The 19407-nt window shown below is 44.5% G+C and carries 16 protein-coding genes; 10 read left to right on the top strand and 6 right to left on the bottom strand.

All coding sequences use genetic code 11. From position 1 onward, the window contains the following. Window positions 1–11 precede the first annotated feature (11 nt). The 7 genes from F0261_RS08950 (at window position 12) to rpsO (ending at window position 7903) form a co-directional block, all read left to right on the top strand. Complete coding sequence (locus F0261_RS08950) at window positions 12–1013, top strand: two-component system response regulator (RefSeq protein ID WP_171337775.1); 1002 nt, start codon at window positions 12–14, stop codon at window positions 1011–1013. A 377-nt stretch (window positions 1014–1390) separates the two neighbouring features. Beyond that, a complete protein-coding gene (gene rimP, locus F0261_RS08945) occupies window positions 1391–1849 on the top strand; it encodes a ribosome maturation factor RimP (protein WP_168463536.1) in 459 nt (152 codons plus the stop codon). Window positions 1850–1894: 45 nt separating this feature from the next. Beyond that, on the top strand, window positions 1895–3391 hold the full coding sequence (gene nusA, locus F0261_RS08940; protein WP_014949255.1) for a transcription termination factor NusA: 1497 nt from the start codon (window positions 1895–1897) through the stop codon (window positions 3389–3391). Between the two features lie 24 nt (window positions 3392–3415). Further along, entirely contained in the window at window positions 3416–6022 is a 2607-nt protein-coding gene (gene infB / locus F0261_RS08935) for a translation initiation factor IF-2 (protein WP_014949256.1), read from the top strand. A 114-nt stretch (window positions 6023–6136) separates the two neighbouring features. After that, window positions 6137–6538: a 30S ribosome-binding factor RbfA gene (gene rbfA / locus F0261_RS08930; RefSeq protein WP_014949257.1), complete on the top strand. Its 402-nt coding sequence runs from the start codon at window positions 6137–6139 to the stop codon at window positions 6536–6538. Next, window positions 6539–7513 carry a tRNA pseudouridine(55) synthase TruB gene (gene truB / locus F0261_RS08925; RefSeq protein WP_171337774.1) on the top strand — a complete coding sequence of 325 codons (975 nt, stop codon included), beginning with the start codon at window positions 6539–6541 and terminating at the stop codon, window positions 7511–7513. Window positions 7514–7633: 120 nt separating this feature from the next. Further along, entirely contained in the window at window positions 7634–7903 is a 270-nt protein-coding gene (gene rpsO / locus F0261_RS08920; RefSeq protein WP_012518257.1) for a 30S ribosomal protein S15, read from the top strand. 407 nt (window positions 7904–8310) lie between these two features. Here rpsO and rluF read toward each other — a convergent pair whose 3' ends face one another. The 3 genes from rluF to F0261_RS08905 all read right to left on the bottom strand — a co-directional run bounded on the left by rluF (window position 8311) and on the right by F0261_RS08905 (window position 11771). Continuing rightward, the gene (gene rluF, locus F0261_RS08915; protein WP_014949260.1) at window positions 8311–9069 is read right to left on the bottom strand and encodes a 23S rRNA pseudouridine(2604) synthase RluF; all 759 of its coding nucleotides are present in this window, start codon (window positions 9067–9069) and stop codon (window positions 8311–8313) included. A 141-nt stretch (window positions 9070–9210) separates the two neighbouring features. After that, entirely contained in the window at window positions 9211–10023 is an 813-nt protein-coding gene (locus tag F0261_RS08910; RefSeq protein ID WP_039229603.1) for a hypothetical protein, read from the bottom strand. 191 nt (window positions 10024–10214) lie between these two features. Further along, on the bottom strand, window positions 10215–11771 hold the full coding sequence (locus F0261_RS08905; RefSeq protein WP_014949262.1) for a bifunctional GNAT family N-acetyltransferase/carbon-nitrogen hydrolase family protein: 1557 nt from the start codon (window positions 11769–11771) through the stop codon (window positions 10215–10217). A gap of 426 nt (window positions 11772–12197) precedes the next feature. On the opposite strand from F0261_RS08905, the gene F0261_RS08900 reads away from it, so the two are divergent. Together F0261_RS08900 and F0261_RS08895 are read left to right on the top strand one after the other, a co-directional pair. Further along, on the top strand, window positions 12198–12869 hold the full coding sequence (locus F0261_RS08900) for a 2OG-Fe(II) oxygenase (protein WP_014949263.1): 672 nt from the start codon (window positions 12198–12200) through the stop codon (window positions 12867–12869). A 208-nt stretch (window positions 12870–13077) separates the two neighbouring features. Then, window positions 13078–14763 carry a response regulator gene (locus F0261_RS08895; RefSeq protein ID WP_049586659.1) on the top strand — a complete coding sequence of 562 codons (1686 nt, stop codon included), beginning with the start codon at window positions 13078–13080 and terminating at the stop codon, window positions 14761–14763. Between the two features lie 119 nt (window positions 14764–14882). Here the strand turns inward: F0261_RS08895 and F0261_RS08890 are convergent, their stop codons facing one another. The 3 genes from F0261_RS08890 to F0261_RS19940 all read right to left on the bottom strand — a co-directional run bounded on the left by F0261_RS08890 (window position 14883) and on the right by F0261_RS19940 (window position 18298). Further along, window positions 14883–17468: an ExeM/NucH family extracellular endonuclease gene (locus tag F0261_RS08890; protein WP_171337773.1), complete on the bottom strand. Its 2586-nt coding sequence runs from the start codon at window positions 17466–17468 to the stop codon at window positions 14883–14885. 412 nt (window positions 17469–17880) lie between these two features. Continuing rightward, a complete protein-coding gene (locus F0261_RS19945) occupies window positions 17881–18132 on the bottom strand; it encodes a hypothetical protein (protein WP_253819343.1) in 252 nt (83 codons plus the stop codon). 85 nt (window positions 18133–18217) lie between these two features. Beyond that, a complete protein-coding gene (locus F0261_RS19940) occupies window positions 18218–18298 on the bottom strand; it encodes a DUF2252 family protein (RefSeq protein WP_253819351.1) in 81 nt (26 codons plus the stop codon). Between the two features lie 383 nt (window positions 18299–18681). Here F0261_RS19940 and ahpC point away from each other — a divergent pair, with 383 nt between their 5' ends. Then, window positions 18682–19245 carry an alkyl hydroperoxide reductase subunit C gene (gene ahpC, locus F0261_RS08880; RefSeq protein WP_014949268.1) on the top strand — a complete coding sequence of 188 codons (564 nt, stop codon included), beginning with the start codon at window positions 18682–18684 and terminating at the stop codon, window positions 19243–19245. The last annotated feature ends 162 nt before the right edge of the window (window positions 19246–19407 follow it).

Here is a 19407-nt window from a genome sequence, read left to right as displayed (position 1 = left end):
AGAGACGCGGCATGTTAAACATTAAAATCACAAAACCTACTTTATTACTCGTTGACGATGAGCCAGTAAACCTAAGGGTTTTAAAGCAAGTTCTCGCTAATGATTATCAGCTTATTTTTGCGAGAAATGGCGGAGAAGCATTAAAGCTCACTGAAACTAGACAGCCAAATTTGATATTACTTGACGTTATGATGCCAGGGCTGACGGGTTTTGAAGTATGCCGCCAGCTTAAACAGCAAGCAGACACAAGGCACATCCCCGTTATATTCGTAACCGCCTTAAATGATGAGCACGAAGAAACGGAAGGCTTCGAAGCAGGCGCTGTGGACTACATTACTAAGCCTATATCTCCGGTCATCGTAAGAGCGCGGGTTAAAACCCACCTCAGCTTGGTGCAAGCTGACGAGCTTCTTGATAGCCGTTTACAAGTTGTACAGCGTTTAGGTAAGGCGGCGGAATATAAAGACAATGAGACGGGCATGCATGTCATGCGCATGAGCCATTATTCGAAAGAGCTTGCGCTTGCCTATGGACTTACAAATAAACAGGCTGAAATTCTGCTTCATGCTGCCCCGATGCACGACATCGGCAAAATTGGTATTGCTGATAGTATAATGTTGAAACCAGGGAAGCTGACAGACGAAGAGTTTGCCACCATGAAAAATCACCCAGAGATTGGTGCGGAAATCATTGGTGATTGCGGCGATTCTTTGTTATTGAAAGTTGCAAAATCTGTTTCGCTAACCCACCATGAAAAATGGGACGGGTCAGGCTATCCTAAAGGGCTTGCGGGTGAAGATATTCCCATTGAGGGACGTATTTGTGCCATTGTTGATGTTTTCGATGCCTTAACCAGCAAACGTCCTTATAAAGACGCCTGGAGTATTGAAAAAACGGTAGATTTTCTTCAAAGCCAAAAGGGAAAGCATTTCGAACCCAGACTTGTCGATTTGATGATAGAAATTATGCCTAAAATTCTTGATATTAAAGCGACATTTAAAGACGAAGACTAAGTCTGCTGGACTAAACCGCAATTAAAATACTTTCATGCAGGCCGAATTTTACACAGAAAAAATCGACACCCTCCAGTGTCTGCGCCTATTGGCTGTTGCTTAATGCGACGGCTATACGTATAATGTGCTCATAAAGTGATGAGAGCGGGCTCCCTCAGTACAGGAAAGTAACGCACTTATCATTAGCAAGCTATCACCTAACGGTGGTTTTACCCATAGGTTTGCAACTGCCCTTGTTGGCAGGTATGGGTTCAGAATTTTAATAAAAGCCCCGCTAGTCCGGGGCTTTTTGTTGTATTAAAACCTGGAGTCAGCCTCGCTGAGCCGGGTGATGACAGGTGGGCTTTAGGCCCTTTTTTCGTTTTTGGAGGTTTGCATTGGCAAAACTTGAAGAGAAACTAACCGAAATGCTAGAGCCAGGTGTTGAAGCACTGGGTTTTGAGTTGGTTGGGATCGAGTTTGTACGAGCGGGGAAGCATTCTATTCTTCGCGTTTTTATTGATCATGAAAACGGTATTACCGTTGATGATTGTGCAGATGTAAGTCATCAGATTAGCGCAATTTTGGACGTTGAAGATCCAATTAGCACTGAATACAACTTGGAAGTGTCATCACCGGGTATGGACAGACCGCTTTTCAAAGAGAAGCACTATATCGAGTCTGTGGGTGAAGTGGTTCAAATTCGTTTGTCTATGCCAATGGATGACAGACGTAATTTTAAAGGCAAAGTACTCGCGTGCGAAAATGGCATCGTAAGTATTGAAGTGGATGGCCAGCAGTTCCAGTTAGCTGTGGCGAATATCGAAAAAGGTAACGTTGTTCCCACGTTCGATTAACGGAACAGCTCTGCTTTCATCGACGAAAGCAAAAGAGAGGCGAAAATGAATAAAGAAATTTTGTTAGTGGCGGAAGCCGTTTCAAATGAAAAACAAGTGCCTAGAGAGAAAATTTTTGAAGCGCTAGAGTTTGCGATCGCTAGTGCAACAAAAAAGAAAAACGAAGGCGAAATTGAAGTTCGTGTAAGCATCGACAGAACGTCTGGTGACTTTGATACATTCCGTCGCTGGTTGGTTATCCCTGATGATCAAGAACAGGAAAACCCATTTGCTGAAATTACGATTTCTGCTGCACAAATCGACGAACCAGAGATACAACTCGGCGATTATGTGGAAGAACAGATTGAATCTATTAAATTCGACCGCATAACTACGCAGACCGCAAAGCAAGTGATTGTACAAAAAGTACGTGAAGCTGAGCGTCAGCAGATGATTGCTGAGTACGAAGACAAAGTAGGTGAGTTGGTTACGGGTACGGTTAAGAAAGTAAACCGCGACAACATCATCATCGACTTAGGTAACAACGCTGAAGGTGTTATCTACCGCGATGACATGCTTCCTCGTGAAACTTTCCGTCCGGGCGACCGTGTACGTGGTCTTCTTTACGTTATTCGTCCAGAAGCACGTGGCGCACAGCTATTTATTAGCCGTACGCACCCAGACATGCTAGTTGAGCTTTTCCGTCTGGAAGTACCAGAAATTGCGGAAGAGACACTAGAAATTAAATCTGCAGCGCGTGACCCAGGTTCTCGTGCAAAGATTGCGGTTAAAACTAACGACAAGCGCTTAGACCCAGTTGGTGCGTGTGTTGGTATGCGTGGTTCACGTGTACAAGCCGTATCAGGTGAGCTTGGCGGTGAACGTGTTGATATCGTGTTGTGGGACGAAAACCCAGCGCAATTCGTTATCAATGCTATGGCTCCCGCCGAAGTGGCGTCAATCGTTGTTGATGAAGACAGCAACAGCATGGATGTAGCGGTTGAAGCAGACAACCTAGCACAGGCAATTGGCCGTAGTGGTCAAAACGTTCGCCTAGCTAGCCAGCTTACAGGCTGGGAACTTAACGTGATGACGGTTGAAGATCTCAACAAGAAGCACGAAGAAGAAAACGCGAAGGTACTTGATCTATTTACTGCTGGTTTGGACATTGACGAAGAATTCGCGTCTGTCTTGGTAGATGAAGGCTTTACAACGTTAGAAGAAGTGGCATACGTGCCAGCAAGTGAGCTTCTAGCGGTTGAAGGGTTAGATGAAGAAATGGTTGAAGAGCTGCGCAACAGAGCGCGCGCTTTCCTAACCACGCGTGCACTTGCGAACGAAGAATCGCTTGAAGGTGCAGAGCCTACAGAAGCCTTATTAAATCTTGAAGGTATGAGTAAACACGTGGCCTATGTGTTGGCCAGCCGCGGTGTTACCGACCTGGAAGAATTAGCAGAACAAGGTACCGATGATATCAGTGATATCGATGAACTAGACGAAGAGAAAGCCGGAGCGTTAATCATGGCGGCTCGTAACATCGTATGGTTCAGTGAAGAAGAGTAAGGTCAACAGGGGGAAAATTACGTAATGGCAGATGTATCTATTGAAAAGCTCGCCAGCGACATTGGTACGACCGTTGACCGATTGGTTGGCCAGTTTAAAGACGCGGGTATCACTAAGAATGCCGGCGATCAGGTAAACGAAGACGAGAAACAAAAACTATTGGATCATTTAAGTAAGCAACACGGCAGCGCAGCTGAACCGACACGTATGACACTTAAGCGTAAGACAACCAGCACGCTAAGTGTTGGTAAGTCTAAAGAAGTGAAAGTAGAAGTACGTAAAAAGCGCACTTACGTTAAGCGTAGCGATGTTGAAGAACAGCAGCGTCAAGCGGAAGAAGAGGCGAAGCGTCTTGAAGAAGAAGCACGTCTGAAGCGCGAAGCGGAAGAAAAAGCAGCAGCTGAAGCGAAAAAAGCAGCTGAAGAGAAAGCACGTAAAGCTGAAGAAGCGAAGAAAGCTGCTGAAGAAGAGCGTGCTCGTCGTGCAGAACAAGCGAAAAAAGAAGCTGAAGCACGTAAGGCCGACGAACCTGAGCTAACTGAAGCTGAAAAAGCGGAAGCTGAAGCGGCTCGTCAGGAAGAAGAGCGTCTGCGCAAAGCGCAAGAAGAAGAAGCGCAGAAGAAGCTTGAAGAAGACGCGAAGAAAGCGGCTGATGAAGCGCGCAAACTTGCTGAAGAGAACGAGCGTCGCTGGAAGGAAGAAGAAGAGCGTCGTAAGAAAGAAGAAGCTGAAGAAGTTCACTTGCACTCTAACCGTTATGCTCAAGAAGCTGAAGACGAAGAAGACATGCAGGTTGAGCGTTCATCACGCCGTCGTCGTAAGTCGAAGAAAAATGCGGGTGAGCATCTTAAGCAAGGCTTTAACAAGCCAGCTGCACCTGTAGAGCGTGTAGTTAAGCTTGGCGCAACCATCACCGTTGGCGAACTTGCAAGTAAACTTGCAATTAAGTCTAACGAAGTTATCAAAACGATGATGAAGATGGGCGAAATGGCAACCATTAACCAAGTACTAGACCAAGATACAGCGGTACTAGTAATTGAAGAAATGGGTCATAAGTACGAGCTTGTAAACGACAACGCACTTGAAGATGAGTTGTTGGCAGATGGCACTGGCGGTGAAAAAACCACACGTGCACCTGTTGTAACCATCATGGGTCACGTTGACCACGGTAAAACGTCATTGCTTGACTACATTCGTCGCGCGAAAGTTGCAGACGGTGAAGCCGGTGGTATTACCCAGCACATTGGTGCATATAAAGTAGAAACAGAAAATGGCGAAATCACGTTCCTAGATACACCTGGACACGCCGCATTTACCGCAATGCGTGCTCGTGGTGCTACGGCGACGGATATCGTTATTCTTGTTGTTGCTGCAGATGACGGCGTAATGCCTCAAACGAAAGAAGCGGTACAGCACGCTCGCGCTGCTGGCGTACCTCTTATCGTTGCAGTGAACAAAATGGATAAAGAAACAGCTGACCCTGATCGCGTTAAAACTGAGCTATCTCAACTAGAAGTTATCTCAGAAGAGTGGGGCGGTGAGCACCAGTTCTGTAACGTTTCAGCAAAAACAGGTATGGGCGTAGACGAACTGCTTGAAGCTATCGTTCTACAAGCTGAAGTTCTAGACCTTAAAGCAGTAGCTGAAGGCCCAGGTCGCGGTATTGTTATTGAATCTCGCCTTGATAAAGGCCGTGGTCCAGTAGCATCTGTATTGGTTCAAGAAGGCCAATTACGCGCTGGTGACATTCTACTTTGTGGTGAAGAATACGGCCGTGTTCGTGCAATGCGTGACGAAAACGGTAATGAAATTAAGATTGCTGGTCCTTCTACGCCTGTGGAAGTACTTGGTCTGTCTGGTGTTCCGGTAGCGGGTGAAGACGCAGCCGTTGTTAAAGACGAGCGTAAAGCGCGTGAAGTAGCAGCGAAACGTCATCAGAAGAAACGTGAACTTAAACTTGCTCGTCAGCAGAAAGCGAAACTTGAAAACATGTTTGCGAACATGGAATCAGGTGACGTTAGCGAACTTAACATCGTACTTAAAGCTGACGTACAGGGTTCTGTAGAAGCAATTTCTGAATCACTTGTTAAGCTTTCTACTTCTGAAGTAAAAGTGAACATTGTAGGTAGTGGTGTAGGTGGTATCACTGAGACTGACGCAACCCTTGCGGCTGCATCAGGCGCTATCGTACTAGGCTTTAACGTTCGTGCCGATGCAACAGCGCGTCGCGTACTAGAAGCTGAAGAAATTGATTTACGTTATTACAGCGTTATCTATAACCTAATTGACGAAGTGAAAGCGGCCATGAGTGGTATGCTTGCACCAGAATTCAAGCAGGAAATCATTGGTCTTGCAGAAGTACGTGACGTATTTAAGTCACCGAAACTGGGCGCAATTGCGGGCTGTATGGTTACTGAAGGTAACGTTAAGCGTAGCAACCCAATCCGTGTACTTCGCGACAACGTAGTAATTTACGAAGGTGAACTAGAGTCACTGCGTCGCTTTAAAGATGACGTACAAGAAGTACGTAACGGTATGGAATGTGGTATCGGCGTTAAGAACTACAACGACGTGAAAGTAGGCGACCAAATCGAGGTCTTCGAAATCGTTGAGGTTAAGCGCGAAATTTAATTGCCTTAGTTAATTCGGCATGTGAAAAACGGGGGCCGAGTGCTCCCGTTTTTGTCTGTATACAGTAAACAGGCTTCACGCATGCCCAGCGTTAAATAAGGAAAGGAGAGTATAATGGCCCGTGAATTTTCACGTACCGACAGAGTCGCTCAGCAAGTCCATAAAGAAGTGGCGAGCATTCTGCAAAATGAATACAAGCACCGCGTTGGCGACATGCCCTTGATCACGGTTTCTGACGTAGATGTGTCGCGTGACCTAGCGCATGCAAAAATCTTTGTGACTATCTACAACAGCACCGAAGAAGAAGGTAAAGCGCAAATTAAACAACTGGCAGAATACAAAAAGTTTATTCGCAGTATTCTAGCTAAACGTATTCGCATGCGCTCGGTGCCTGATCTTCACTTCTTTGAAGATAAATCGATTGTTGAAGGTATGCGTATCTCTAATCTTGTGTCTCAGACCATCGCAAAAGATGAGTCAAAGCGCGATAAAGACGATCCACAAGAGCAGGAGTAAATGGCAAGACGTCGTAAAGGCCGTGAGATTAACGGCATAGTATTGCTTGATAAACCGCTTGGTGGGTCATCTAACCAATTGCTTCAAAAAGTGCGCTGGCTGTACAAAGCTGCGAAGGCCGGGCATACAGGCGCACTTGATCCACTTGCCAGTGGCATGTTGCCGCTGTGCTTGGGTGAAGCTACGAAGTTTTCTCAGTTTCTTCTGGATGCAGAAAAGACCTACGAGGTAACTGCTCAACTGGGTGTTCGCACCACCACGTCTGACGCCGATGGCGAAGTGGTTGAAGAAAAGCCTGTTGATGTAAGCGAAGAACAAGTACGTGATGCGTGCTTGGCGTTTCTAGGTAAGAGCAAACAAATTCCATCCATGTTCTCAGCGCTTAAACATCAAGGTAAGCCGCTTTATCACTATGCACGTCAAGGCATAGAAATTGAGCGGGAACCCCGCGATATTGAAGTGTATGAACTGGATGTACTGCGTATTGAACTGCCGTTTGTAGAAATGCGCATTAAATGCAGCAAAGGCACCTATATTCGCTCTATCGTAGATGATTTAGGTCAGAACCTTGGCTGTGGCGCCTACGTGACTCGCTTACACCGTACGGAAGTAGCAGACTATCCTACGGATAAAATGGTCTCGCTGGATAAGTTAATTGAAATTCAGGAATCACTGGAAGAAGGTGACTTTAAAGCGCTGGATGACTTATTAATTCCTATGGATACCGCTGTAAGTCGTTTGCCATTTGTGACCATAAACGACGCTGAAAGAAACCGTTTTGATAACGGCCAATCAGTAAAAGGGGTTTGTAGCGAAGCGCTGGGTGAAGGCGTGTCTTACCGCGTTTACCATGGCGACGATACCAGTGGTGTTTTCTTAGGTGTAGGGGAAGGGGTTCTTGACCCGAAAGACCAAGGTATCCCTAAACAAGAAGTGTTTGTTAACCCAAAACGTCGAGTTGTTTATCCATCGTAGCTGCGCCGGTAAATAAAGACGGTTTATGGCTTGCTAAGTCTGTAAACGTCATTATAATACGGCGCTCATTCCGCTTTGCTGAATTAGTGATCGGCGAAGCATTAATATTAGGAGAATGATATGTCACTAACTAAAGCAGAAACCGCAAAAATCATTGCTGAGTACGGCGTTAAAGAAGGCGACACTGGTTCACCAGAAGTTCAAGTTGCTTTGCTTACTCACAACATCAACAAGCTTCAAGGTCACTTTGCTGATCACAAGAAAGATCACCACTCACGTCGTGGTCTTCTACGTATGGTTAGCCAACGTCGTAAGCTTCTAGACTACCTTAAAGGCAAGAACGCAGAGCGTTACCTTGACCTTATCAAGCGTCTAGGTCTACGTCGATAAGACTAGGTTTCAAGAAAAGCGCCCAATGGGCGCTTTTTTTTTGCAAAAATGTACAGCGAAGTGCAATACACCCTAGTACATGTATGAAGCCATCCAATTAACTTTGTGTTTGTACTACGCGTTAGTTCGACGGTATGTTTTGCTTTTTATCTTCAAACATCCGCTCATCTGCAATAATGCTCGCTCATTTTGTAATTCTGTTTGCGACATCTTCGCAGAAAGAACGAAAGAGATAAGGGAAGCAGATATTGCAATAACAACAGAAGCCACCACGAAAAATACATCGTAGTTAGCCAATATTTCAGCACCAGGGGGAAAATCCTTTACCGAAAAAAAATGATAATGTCCGTTTTTCAAAGTCTTAAATTGTTTTATCAATAAACTACTACTAAATGTAGTAGTTTCATTTATTTACGCAACTCAACTTTGCTCGCTGTTTTTGTAGAAGAGCGAACTGCATTTTGCATAATAGTTAGTTCACGGCTTGTTAGGTTACGCCACTGGCCAGGTTTTAGTGAGCCGAGTTCAAGGTGCATGATTCGGGTTCGTTTTAGTTTGGTGACCTCGTACCCTAAAAACTCACACATTCTGCGGATTTGTCGATTAAGACCCTGAGTTAGAATAATGGTAAATGTATTTTTGCCCGTGGGTTTAACCACACAAGGCTTCGTCACCGTCCCTAAAATTGGTACTCCGCGAGACATACGGTTGACGAAGCGCTCACTGATTGGTTGGTTAACCGTAACTTCGTATTCTTTGTCATGAGCATTTTCAGCGCGCAGGATCTTGTTCACGATGTCCCCATCGCTGGTTAAAATGATTAAGCCTTCCGATGGTTTGTCTAACCTTCCTACGGGGAAAATACGTTCCTTGTGACCGATAGCGTCAATAATGTTGCCTTTGACATGACGCTCAGTTGTACAGGTGATACCAATGGGTTTGTTATAGACAATATATACGCGATCTGACTTGTCTGAGGCAACGGCACCTACAACTTTACCGTCTACCTTTACAGTGTCACCAGGCCCCACTTTCGTACCCAGTTCAGGTGGTTGGTTATTAACGGTAACGCGATTTTGCTCAATGAGTTTATCCGCTTCACGGCGAGAACACAGGCCAGTGTCGCTAATATATTTATTTAAACGTTTGGGCGCTTGCTCACTCATTGCGCATTAGGTCCTATATATTTCAAAAGAGGGCAATATTATCACGGCAAAAAGAAAGGGCGATTCGCCCCTTTCTTTTTTATGCGTTAAACCGTGGTTTTTATTCTCGGTTGTATACTATTGCAACAGATTTAATCTGGTTTACTGGTTACCTGCAGCTGAAGGAGCCGAACCACTTCCACCCGTTGAACCACCGCTAGATACTACTTTGGTTGCTATATCGCGAATTTCGTTTTCCAAACTGGTAATGCGGCCAGATAAGGTCGTATTGCGTTGCTCTAACACAGACAGTTTGTCGGTTAAATTACGTACGCTTTGCTGAGCGCTTTGTTTATCGCTTGCTGCTTGCTCAAGTTGAACATTAACAGCGAGCAGTTCATCAGCTAACGAAGCAAGTTGATTCTTAACCGAGCCAATGGCCGCTGCTTGCGATTTTACATTTTCTGAAACTGAGTTGATGTTCTTATTCAAGGCGTTTTGAACGTTACCTACGCGGTCGCCAAGATCAGCAATCTCTTGTTGATTACGACGCCAAGCTGACGCCCACAACTTATCCATTTGTTCCCAAAGCTCGTTTGTCTTGTTGGTTAGCTCAGTAACTTTAACTTGCAGGGCAACAGTAGATTCACCAATTTCTTCACCTGTAGCAGATAACTTGTTTTCTAACTGTAATATGCGCTGCTCCGCTTGCTCAGCAACCACTTTTTGCTGCTCAAGCATGGTGTACAGGTAATAGCAACCACCACAGGCGGCTAAGGCGATGACGGCAACGAATACAACCCAGATTCCATTACCGTTTCCACCACCAGAGGGTTGGCGGTTTGCTGATGGGGCAGATGAAGGTGGAGGCGTTGCTTTTGTTGGCGCCGCCTGACGTTTTGTTTGGTAATCACGACGGTCTTCTTCATCCAATCTAATGGTTGGAAACTCATCGTTTTTCGAATTATTTGCCATAGTAAATTTATAATCTCGTTATGTAGTACTAACTTCATCGCATTTAGATGCTTTAACTCAATAAGAAGACAGCACATTTATATTTGCGCGCTAAAGCATGTTATCGCTAAATTAAAGGAAATTCTACGGCTTATGCTCAATGTCAATTATACATAAGCCATAAAATCCGAGAATTTCCTTAAAGCGTAGCGCTACTGCTTATCGCCGATCCATTCAACGCGATACAAATCTCGTCTTCTATCAAGATAATTCCGCACAGAGCCTTCATTTTGAAGCTTAGTGAGTTTATCCAAATCCAAATCAACAATGAGCGTCATTTCTGTGTTTGGCGTGGTCTCAGAGACAATTGCGTCATGTGGGAACGCGAAATCACTTGGCGAGAAAACCGCGGTTTGCCCATATTGAATATCTACGTTGTCCACTTTGGGTAAGTTACCTACGCTACCTGCAATTGCCACGTAGCATTCGTTTTCAATAGCGCGGGCCTGCGCACAGCGTCGCACGCGCAAATAACCGTTTTTGGTATCTGTCCAGAAGGGGACAAACAAAATTTGCATTTCCTGATCGGCAAGAATACGCGCAAGCTCTGGAAACTCCACGTCATAGCAGATCAAAACGCCGATTTTGCCGAAGTCGGTATCAAATGTCTTAAGGCTGTTTCCGCCTTTCATTATCCAATCTTCTTTTTCGTGAGGTGTTGGATGAAGCTTATACTGGCTTTCAATCGTGCCGTCGCGTTTGCAAATGTAGCTGACGTTATAGAGCTCTTCCTCTTCTACCACAGGCATAGAACCTGCGATAATCGTAATATTGTACGATACGGCTAAATGAGACACGGCAGTTAAAATCTCATCGGTATAGGTCGCTAAATGCCAAATTGCATCAATTGATGAATCTGACGGGCTCAGGCCCATTAATGGCGCGTTGAAAAACTCAGGGAACAGGGCAACGTCGCAAGAATAGTCAGACAAGGCATCGACGAAGTACTCTACTTGTTGTAAAAGCTCTTCTACATTATTGAAGTAACGCATTTGCCATTGAATACATCCGATTCGTGCACTGGTCTTCCTGCTGGCGATGAGCGAAGGCGTGCCCGGTTCATAATAAATATTGTGCCACTGAAGTAGCGTCGCATAACCCTGTGAGGCTTCATCCTCTGGAAGGTAAGCCGACATGACTTGCTTGACTTCAAATCCATTTGAAAGTTGAAAAGTTAAAATGGGGTCGTAGATGTCTTTGAGCTTTACTTGCTCAATGTATTCATAAGGCGACAGCTCATGCGCATGGTTTTTATAGTTCGGGATTCGACCGCCCGCCATAATGGATTTTAGATTCAAGTTACGACAGAGCTCTTTACGCGCTTCGTAGAGACGACGACCAAGGCGTAGACCTCGATACTCGGGTGAAACAATTACCTCAACACCATAAAGCACATCACCGTTAGGATCGTGTGTTGTCAAATAAGCATCACCCGTAATTTCATCGTAGCTGTGTTTATCCCCAAACTGGTCATAATCTACAATCACTGAAATGGCGAAAGCGACCACTTTGCCTTTATCTTCAATACATATTTGCCCATCGGGAAATGTAGTAACTTGGGCTTTATAGTTAGAGTAAGGCCATGCGCCTCCAACGTTGGCGTATACCTCATCCATTAACGCTTTAACATCGTTGTAGTCGTCCAGTCTCAAATTTCTTAAGTCTAGATGATGTTCCGTTTCTTCTATTTGTGTTTGATCTTGACTCATGGGTTACTCTTTTTGCTAAAAATTTTAGTACGTACATTGCATATATCTTTACTAAACCGCCTTGCCATGCGTTTTTCAACTGTTAATTACAATCCGTATGTGCAGACGTAATGGCAACGGAAACAAGGGCAGAAGAAAAGTCTCTCAATCAACTCTCTTAAAATATACACTTCGGTTTACTTATTGATTTAGTTTACCTTTACCGTCATTTGCTCACTTTAAAATTGATATTAAATAAGCAAGAAGCGTGCGACTTCTTAACGACAAATAATTTTTCTTTTATCGATAAAAAAATAGCGCGGAAAATGCGTGGTGATGCAATTGCTATAGGATTCAACCCCGCGTATAAGTTCGCTAGTTTTTTAACGTACACAACCCGCTCCTAACTACACGATTAGTTAACCGCTCAAAGGTAGAAATGCTCTGATGAATAGAGAACAACTTGCGTCGTATCAGCCTCTTCACGTTTTCGATGAAGCCATATTTGAAAATATCGTCGATGACTTAGTCACGAAAGGCTTTTCTATTCAAGAGCATGGTTTACCTGATTTCATTACACAAGCACTTTTGGCCTGCCAGCGTTCGATCTCTGAAGCTGAATATCAAGCGGCAGGTATTGGTCGCGCAGAGAATTATCAAAAAGCTGAAAAAGTTAGAGGGGACGAGATTTGCTGGATTACAGGTTCATCTAGCGAAGGCGCTTTGTGGCTTTCATGGTGTGAAGCCATGCAGCAGTATGTAAATCGTTCGCTCTTTATGGGGCTTTTTTCTTTTGAAAGTCATTTTGCCTGCTATGAGCCGGGTAAATTTTACAAACGCCATGTAGATGCGTTTAAAGGCCAGGGCAATCGCGTGTTGTCTTTAGTCGCCTATTTGAATGACGACTGGACTTCAGAAGATGGGGGAGAACTCGTGCTCTACGCTGATGAAAGTGATCTAATTGGAACAAGAGTGCTGCCAACGAAAGGTACTTTCGTTGTCTTTTTGAGCGAACAATTCCCTCATGAAGTATTACCTGCTGCCCGCAGCCGTCACTCGGTTGCAGGTTGGTTTAGGGTTAACGGAAGCGTTAACGACGCGATTGATCCGCCTCGATAAAAGCACTAATCACGTTGTGAAACGCACGTGTATCTAAAAACCAAGACTTATGTATAATAAGTTTAGGCTGTATGCGCGCTATTATTACAAAACTGGTTTGAATTATGGGCCAGCTCCTCTCGCGCACAGCTCGCGCAACATTGTGCCGTCGCAATAGCAAGTATTCTATTACGACGCTTAGGGAAAAGACGTTAGAAGTGATTGGTAAATGCTGGAAAAAATACCTGCCCCAACCCCAAGAGAAGAATTACATGTGCTGGTTATCGATAACCAGGGGCTTGTACATGATGTAGTGTCATCAGCTTTGCATGAAATTGGAATAAAAAACGTAAGCAGTGCTTTTAATGCCTTTCACGCGAAAAGGTTATGTGCTGCAAGACAATACGACTTTGTTTTACTGGCGTTTAACGTCAGTCACGACAAAGATGGCTTTCACCTTTTTGAAGAATTAAAACACCTCAATCACATCAACGACACCACCACGGTCATTTTTCTCAGTGCAGAGACATCGCCTGAATTGGTTAATTGTATTGTTGAATTGCAACCGGATGACTTTTGGGTCAAACCTCTTCAGCGCAACAAAATTGAGCTGCGTTTGGAATACCTTATCCAAATAAGGTTAAAGCTACATAAAATGCTTCATTGTATGCAGGTGGGGGACTATTCCACCGCTATGTACTATGCAGAGCGCCAGTTAAAAGATCCTTCGCTATCGGAGTATCACACCAGAATTAAACGCTTAATTGGTGATTGCTTATTGCAGCTTCGCGATTATCAAACTGCGGAAGACTACTTTAGAAGCTTATTGCAGAGCATGGATCATGCGTGGGTTCACATTGGTTTAACCCGGTCGTTGCTTCGACAAGATGAATTAGAAGAAGCCCAGCTACTGGTTGATGACTTATTGCAGCGCCACGACACGCGATTCTTAACCTTTGACTTGCTTGCTCAGTATTTTATTGAGAAAGAGCAGTTCGATATTGCCTACGAACAAATGAAAGAGGCGAGTAAGCTAGCACCTCGCAATATTGAGCGTAACAAACGGTTATGGGATCTTGCTCGATTGAACCACGATAAGGCAGGGCAACTTTCAGCCGTTCAAAATATGGCAAAGTTTGCTAAAAATTCTATCCATGACTCACCTCATCTAACGCTCAATGTTATTCGTTCAACCATTGATTTAGCCACAAGCCTTGGCAGTACGGAAGGCGAACGCTATATGAAACGCGCAGAATCTGAACTGGAAGAATTGAAACAACAAAAGGGCATGCAGTCTCAGCTTGGCGAGCAGATTGACGTCGTAAAAGCGCGTGTCTTGTGCTTGCGAGACGACAAAAAAGGGGCTGAAAAGTTGATGAAGGATCGTTCGGCATCTACCGACGGACTCTCGATGGAAGATAGCCTCGATAAAATGAAAGCATTTCACGAGTTAGGAATGCGTGAACACTGTGTGAGTATTTTAGATAAGCTTAGAAAGCAAATTGAAGGGGACACGTTTACTTCTCAAGTGGTAAATGAATACCTGAATCAAGAGTCGATTGAACGTACTGAAATTCAATTTACCACAAAAGAGCTTAAGCAAATGGCTGCGGTTAACTACAAAGAGAATCGGTTGTCGCCAGCCTTCAACAATTTACGCCAGGCACTAACACTGTCCCCTAAAGACAAACAAGTTGCACTGAGCTTGTTAAAAGTTATTACTCAAATCCACTTAGGGGATAATTTAACAGACGAGCAGATGGAAGCGGCCCATAAAGCGGCGAAGCTTCTTTTAAGTAGTGACTTGTCGCCAACCCAGGCTGAAAAGCGCGATCAGTATATAAGCCGAATCGGCATTGAGGTGGATGACAGTAACGCTGCTGACTTAGTCGGTGTGGTAGCCGTTAAAGCATAACGGTTACTACACAGACTGTTATTGAAAAGAGTACCAACAAAAAAGCTGCCTCCATTGAGGCAGCTTTTTTTACGTGAATGAAGCACACCCGTTAAGCGTGTACTTCATTCTTTCACTTTTTACTTCTTAACAGTAGTCGAACGACGACGAAAGCCAATCGCTGCAGCTAGCAGGGCAAGAATTCCTCCCATTGCTCCACCTGAGCTATCATTGTTTTCTTCTTCTTCCTCTTCAACTACGTCTGCTTGTAGGTCAAAGGTTGCGATGAATGGGTCGTGATCTGAGCTTCTAAATGGACCAACATCAGTAAAGGCGTAACCGTCTTCATCTGGGTAATAACGAAGCGCTTGATCGTACTGCAACTGGTAAGCTTCAACTGAGTTGATGTTCCAGTGAGCACCGTCAATGGCGTCTGCAAGCATAGCTTCACTTGCTAGTACGTGATCTAAACTACCCACCTGTTCAGTTCCGTAGAACCAATATGAGAAGCCTTCTGCATCAAACTCTTCAGCCAAGTTGTGATAGCCGAAGCTAGACTCTACGTCCACTGACGAGCCTTCATCCATACCTGTATTGACCGCAGTCGTAATAGTGTATCCACGAGACTCAGGTGTGTAATCGGTAAGTACAGCTACTGGATCTTCAGCGCTATAAGCGTTTAAGTCGCCTAAGATAACCTTGCGCTCTGGCAGGCTCTCATCACTTAGCGCGTTGCCTAATGTGATAGCCGCCGATACACGAAGTGCGTTACAGCTACCCTGAATCGTGGTAATTTCAGACGGCGCTTCTGCCACATCTTCTGCACACTGTGAACCTTTTGATTTAAAGTGATTCACGGCAACAAGGAACGATTTGCTGCTTTCAGTGTGTACAAACGATTGAAGAAGGCTTGGGCGCATGCGTGCCAGGCTATCTTCACCAATTTGTTGCTCTGGCATAGCAACTACCATGGCATCATTTTCTGGCGTCACTACTGTAGCTTTGTATAACAAGCCTACAGTAATCGCATCCGTACCAATTTCACTGCCATCACTGGTTGCGATGAATGAGTATTGCTCGGTTTCACCAAGTTCGGCGTTAATAGCATTAACTAGAGATTGGATAGCGCTATCTTCACCAAAACCATCGTTTTCGATTTCCATCAAACCGACAACGTCTGCGTTAAGGTTAACGATAGCTTCAACGATACGACCCTGTTGCAATTCAAACGCCACTTCATCGTCTGCGCCGCGGTTTTCGTCATAATCGAAAGTTACGTCGCCATTTGCATCTACTTCACCATTAAAGTAGTTAAGCACGTTGAACGTAGCAATAGATAGGTTGCCTTCTGTAACCACTGGGTTTGCTTCGCGAGAAGACGTTACTTCGATAACGTCGCTTGGATTAATTCTGTAAGTGCCAAAACTGTAGTTTAGTGGGCCAGCAGCAGAAACCGAATCACCAATGCGAATGGCATTAGCGTAGCTGAAAGTAGGGAAGTAATTAAGAGCATCTGGGTACTGCGAGCTACTGTTATCTTCGATTGTAAGAAGGCTTGTCTCGCTCGCATCTTCTGCCGCAGTATAAGCTTCTGACAGAGGCGCAGCTACGTCGCTTGGTTGGCGTTTAACTGTGTCGCTCACAACGATTTCACCAAAACGCCACAGGTTGTTTGTACTTGTCACTGTTGCATCAGTCACGCTAACAACCATACCTTCAACGGTTTCAAGGTCAAGTTCGTACGGCATAGAGAGTTCTACCGCTGCTACAGCATCCGCTGTACCACAATCAAGTGCAGCCACATCACTATCCATAGCAAGTGTGGTCATACCGTAGTTTTCTTCTACTTCACCGTAAAGGCGAACTAGGTTACCTGTTTCAACGTCGACAGAACCTTCTACAAATAAGCCTTCAGACGTGGCGTCGTCAGCGTCGTAATCAGACGCTTCTTCTTGGACAAAGAAGCCGCCAGCACGTGTGCCAGTTACAATAGCTTCAATTATAACGTTATTGCCAACTTCAGCAGAGCTGCTTTCACTGCCCTGTATAGCACTAATAAGTGTCGCGTCTGCACCGCAAATACCTAGCTCAACAGCAGGCTCTTCTGGAACTTCTACAACGTCACCGCCACCTTCAGTGGTAAATGTACCCGCTGGAAACGGCGTTGCAGCGTCAGTGTTAGTGGTCGAGCCATCAAGCGCGTCAACACCACTGTAAGTCCAGTTAGATGCTTCGAAACTGCCGCCATTTGCTGTTTGACCTGACGTACGGTATGCCCAACCGTCTAGGTACTCCCACGTGGTGCCACTACCGTCGGTGTTGATATCGCCAAACGTGTCAATAACGCTGCCATCTTTAAAAAGCTCAATAGCGTCGTCACCATTAATACCCATTGATGAAGTATCGTAGTCTGGTGCAGAACCGAAAAACGCAGTAAATCCATCAATTTCTGATGCTACGTAGATATAAGTACCAGCGCTTGCAGACGCACCAGCTGGAAACGTAAACTCTTCGCCATCAGTACCGCTGCCGTTGTTTGCAGTCCCAAGGGCATAGGTAGACAAATCTGCTATGTCATTGACTACGAAAAGTTCAACTGCTTTTGGAACACCACCGCTTAACGGTCCATCGATAACACCGCTAATGACTAAATCGTTAGCTTGGATGGCAGTTGAAGAAAGTGCAGAAATGATTCCTGCAGATAGTAAAGTTAATGATGTTTTCACGTCATTTTCCCTTTGTAGTTTTCATTATTTTTAATTCACATAATTACTGCTTCTGCTTTTGCCGAAATAGAAAAAACAGAGTGATATGTGAAGCGCAATTTTCTTATTGCTTGAACTACACTAAGGGCATTTGTAATGGATAGGAATGACTTAACCTTATTCAAGCTGTTTTTAAAATATTACTTAAATATCAATTTCTTATCATCTACAGGTAAGTTTACTTATACCTTTAACTCTTAACCAAAAGCTAATATAAGTGTTAAGTAATGCTAACGACAGGTCTATGACAACAGTTCGCCTGGTAAAAAATACGCTTTTTATTGATATCTTTATTTCAGCGCACGAGTGAACAGCGCATGATCATCAACTACTTGTTCTGTATAAAGATTTTCTATTTTTACGAGCAGGCTTTTTACTTGAGAAAAAGATGTTGTTGCTCAACCTCTACAATATGACAACGCGCAAAGCTTGCTGAATTATGTAGTTTTGCTGGTCCTACTAAAAAGTAGTAGCGCGCCATATTTACCGACCCGGTGCTCGCATCCAGGCGTTTCACTATATCGACTACCGCATCGTCCATGTAGGGAGCAAAAGCTTCTAGTAGCGTGGCGTACTCTTGTGGGCTTAGGGTAGAAAATTTCTCAATGTTGGCCTTAAACCCCAAGGTATTGCCATCAAAATGAACGGCTTTAGCCAGCGCACTTTTAACCGTGAAGTCTTCTCCTCCTGCGCTGCGGGCTTTGGCTTTGTTATATAGTTTGGCCAGCTTTTATATCAGCGTAAAACAACTGCGCACTGCCTCTGTAGAAAACAAAGGGGCTGACCTCCATTTTTGCATGCTTTGCCAAAGTGCGAGATGGCGCGTGTCCATCGATTAGCATTATTTCGTGGGAGATGCGCTGTAGTCGGGAATGGGTCATAGCTTTCTCATTCAGCAGAGTTTAGCCGGTGAAACCGTATTGCGAAACAATCAATCTATTTTGGCTCAATTTTCATCGTTCAATTCAATAACCTGATTAAGCGATTCATTTTTACCAATTAGTTTTTTGTGATTGTGCGCGCTATCCTTATCACCAGTTTCGAGAGACATGAATTTTGCGTTACGTGATTATCTTCACAAAACTGCAAAACCATGTCGACACAATAAACGTAAAGTTTGTATTCGTATGTGTTTAACGTGCGAAAATAATTTAAACCAAATGGAGAATTAAACATGGCATTGATTAATACTGCTATCAAACCTTTCAAAGCAACTGCATTTAAAGACGGCGAGTTCGTAGACGTAAGCAGCGAAGACATCAAAGGTAAATGGGCAGTTTTCGTATTTTACCCAGCTGACTTCACATTTGTTTGTCCAACTGAGCTTGGCGACATCGCTGACAAGTACGAAGAACTTCAGTCACGTGGCGTAGAAGTATTTTCAGTATCTACTGACACTCACTTCACTCACAAAGCATGGCACGATTCTTCTGACACGATCAACAAGATCAAATTTGCAATGATTGGCGACCCAACAGGCGAAATCACTCGTAACTTCGATTGTATGCGTGAAACTATGGGTCTTGCTGACCGCGCTACATTTGTTGTTGACCCAGAAGGCATCATCCAAGCGATGGAAATCACTTCTGAAGGTATCGGCCGTGACGCAGATGACCTAGTACGTAAAGTTAAAGCTGCTCAGTACGTTGCAAACAACCCAGGTGAAGTTTGCCCAGCTAAGTGGAAAGAAGGCGAAGCAACTCTAGCACCTTCACTTGACCTAGTAGGCAAAATCTAAGCAGCACGCTTAGCGCTTAATATATGAAAGCTCAGCGCTTCGTGCATTGCACAGTATTAAGCAAATAATTTGTAGGGAGTGGGTCTCCACTCCCTGATATTAATTTCCAATTTCCGCTTATGTTGTTGACCCTTTAAAAGGTTGGCGGGGATCGGCGTGTCG

The organism is Alteromonas sp. 07-89-2 (assembly GCF_013113925.1).
GTDB classification, from domain to species: domain Bacteria; phylum Pseudomonadota; class Gammaproteobacteria; order Enterobacterales; family Alteromonadaceae; genus Alteromonas; species Alteromonas macleodii.
Note: the sequence above shows the minus strand (reverse complement) of the source record. Positions and strands in the feature narration are given on the sequence as shown.

Excerpts from the sequence above, each read along its gene's own strand:
- nusA (WP_014949255.1), top strand. The coding sequence starts at position 1,895 with ATGAATAAAGAAATTTTGTTAGTGGCGGAAGCCGTTTCAAATGAAAAA.
- F0261_RS08895 (WP_049586659.1), top strand. The coding sequence starts at position 13,078 with ATGCTGGAAAAAATACCTGCCCCAACCCCAAGAGAAGAATTACATGTG.
- F0261_RS08905 (WP_014949262.1), bottom strand. The coding sequence starts at position 11,771 with ATGAGTCAAGATCAAACACAAATAGAAGAAACGGAACATCATCTAGAC.
- F0261_RS08910 (WP_039229603.1), bottom strand. The coding sequence starts at position 10,023 with ATGGCAAATAATTCGAAAAACGATGAGTTTCCAACCATTAGATTGGAT.
- infB (WP_014949256.1), top strand. The coding sequence starts at position 3,416 with ATGGCAGATGTATCTATTGAAAAGCTCGCCAGCGACATTGGTACGACC.
- F0261_RS08950 (WP_171337775.1), top strand. The coding sequence starts at position 12 with ATGTTAAACATTAAAATCACAAAACCTACTTTATTACTCGTTGACGAT.
- rbfA (WP_014949257.1), top strand. The coding sequence starts at position 6,137 with ATGGCCCGTGAATTTTCACGTACCGACAGAGTCGCTCAGCAAGTCCAT.
- truB (WP_171337774.1), top strand. The coding sequence starts at position 6,539 with ATGGCAAGACGTCGTAAAGGCCGTGAGATTAACGGCATAGTATTGCTT.
- ahpC (WP_014949268.1), top strand. The coding sequence starts at position 18,682 with ATGGCATTGATTAATACTGCTATCAAACCTTTCAAAGCAACTGCATTT.
- rpsO (WP_012518257.1), top strand. The coding sequence starts at position 7,634 with ATGTCACTAACTAAAGCAGAAACCGCAAAAATCATTGCTGAGTACGGC.
- rluF (WP_014949260.1), bottom strand. The coding sequence starts at position 9,069 with ATGAGTGAGCAAGCGCCCAAACGTTTAAATAAATATATTAGCGACACT.
- F0261_RS08900 (WP_014949263.1), top strand. The coding sequence starts at position 12,198 with ATGAATAGAGAACAACTTGCGTCGTATCAGCCTCTTCACGTTTTCGAT.
- F0261_RS19940 (WP_253819351.1), bottom strand. The coding sequence starts at position 18,298 with ATGGAGGTCAGCCCCTTTGTTTTCTACAGAGGCAGTGCGCAGTTGTTT.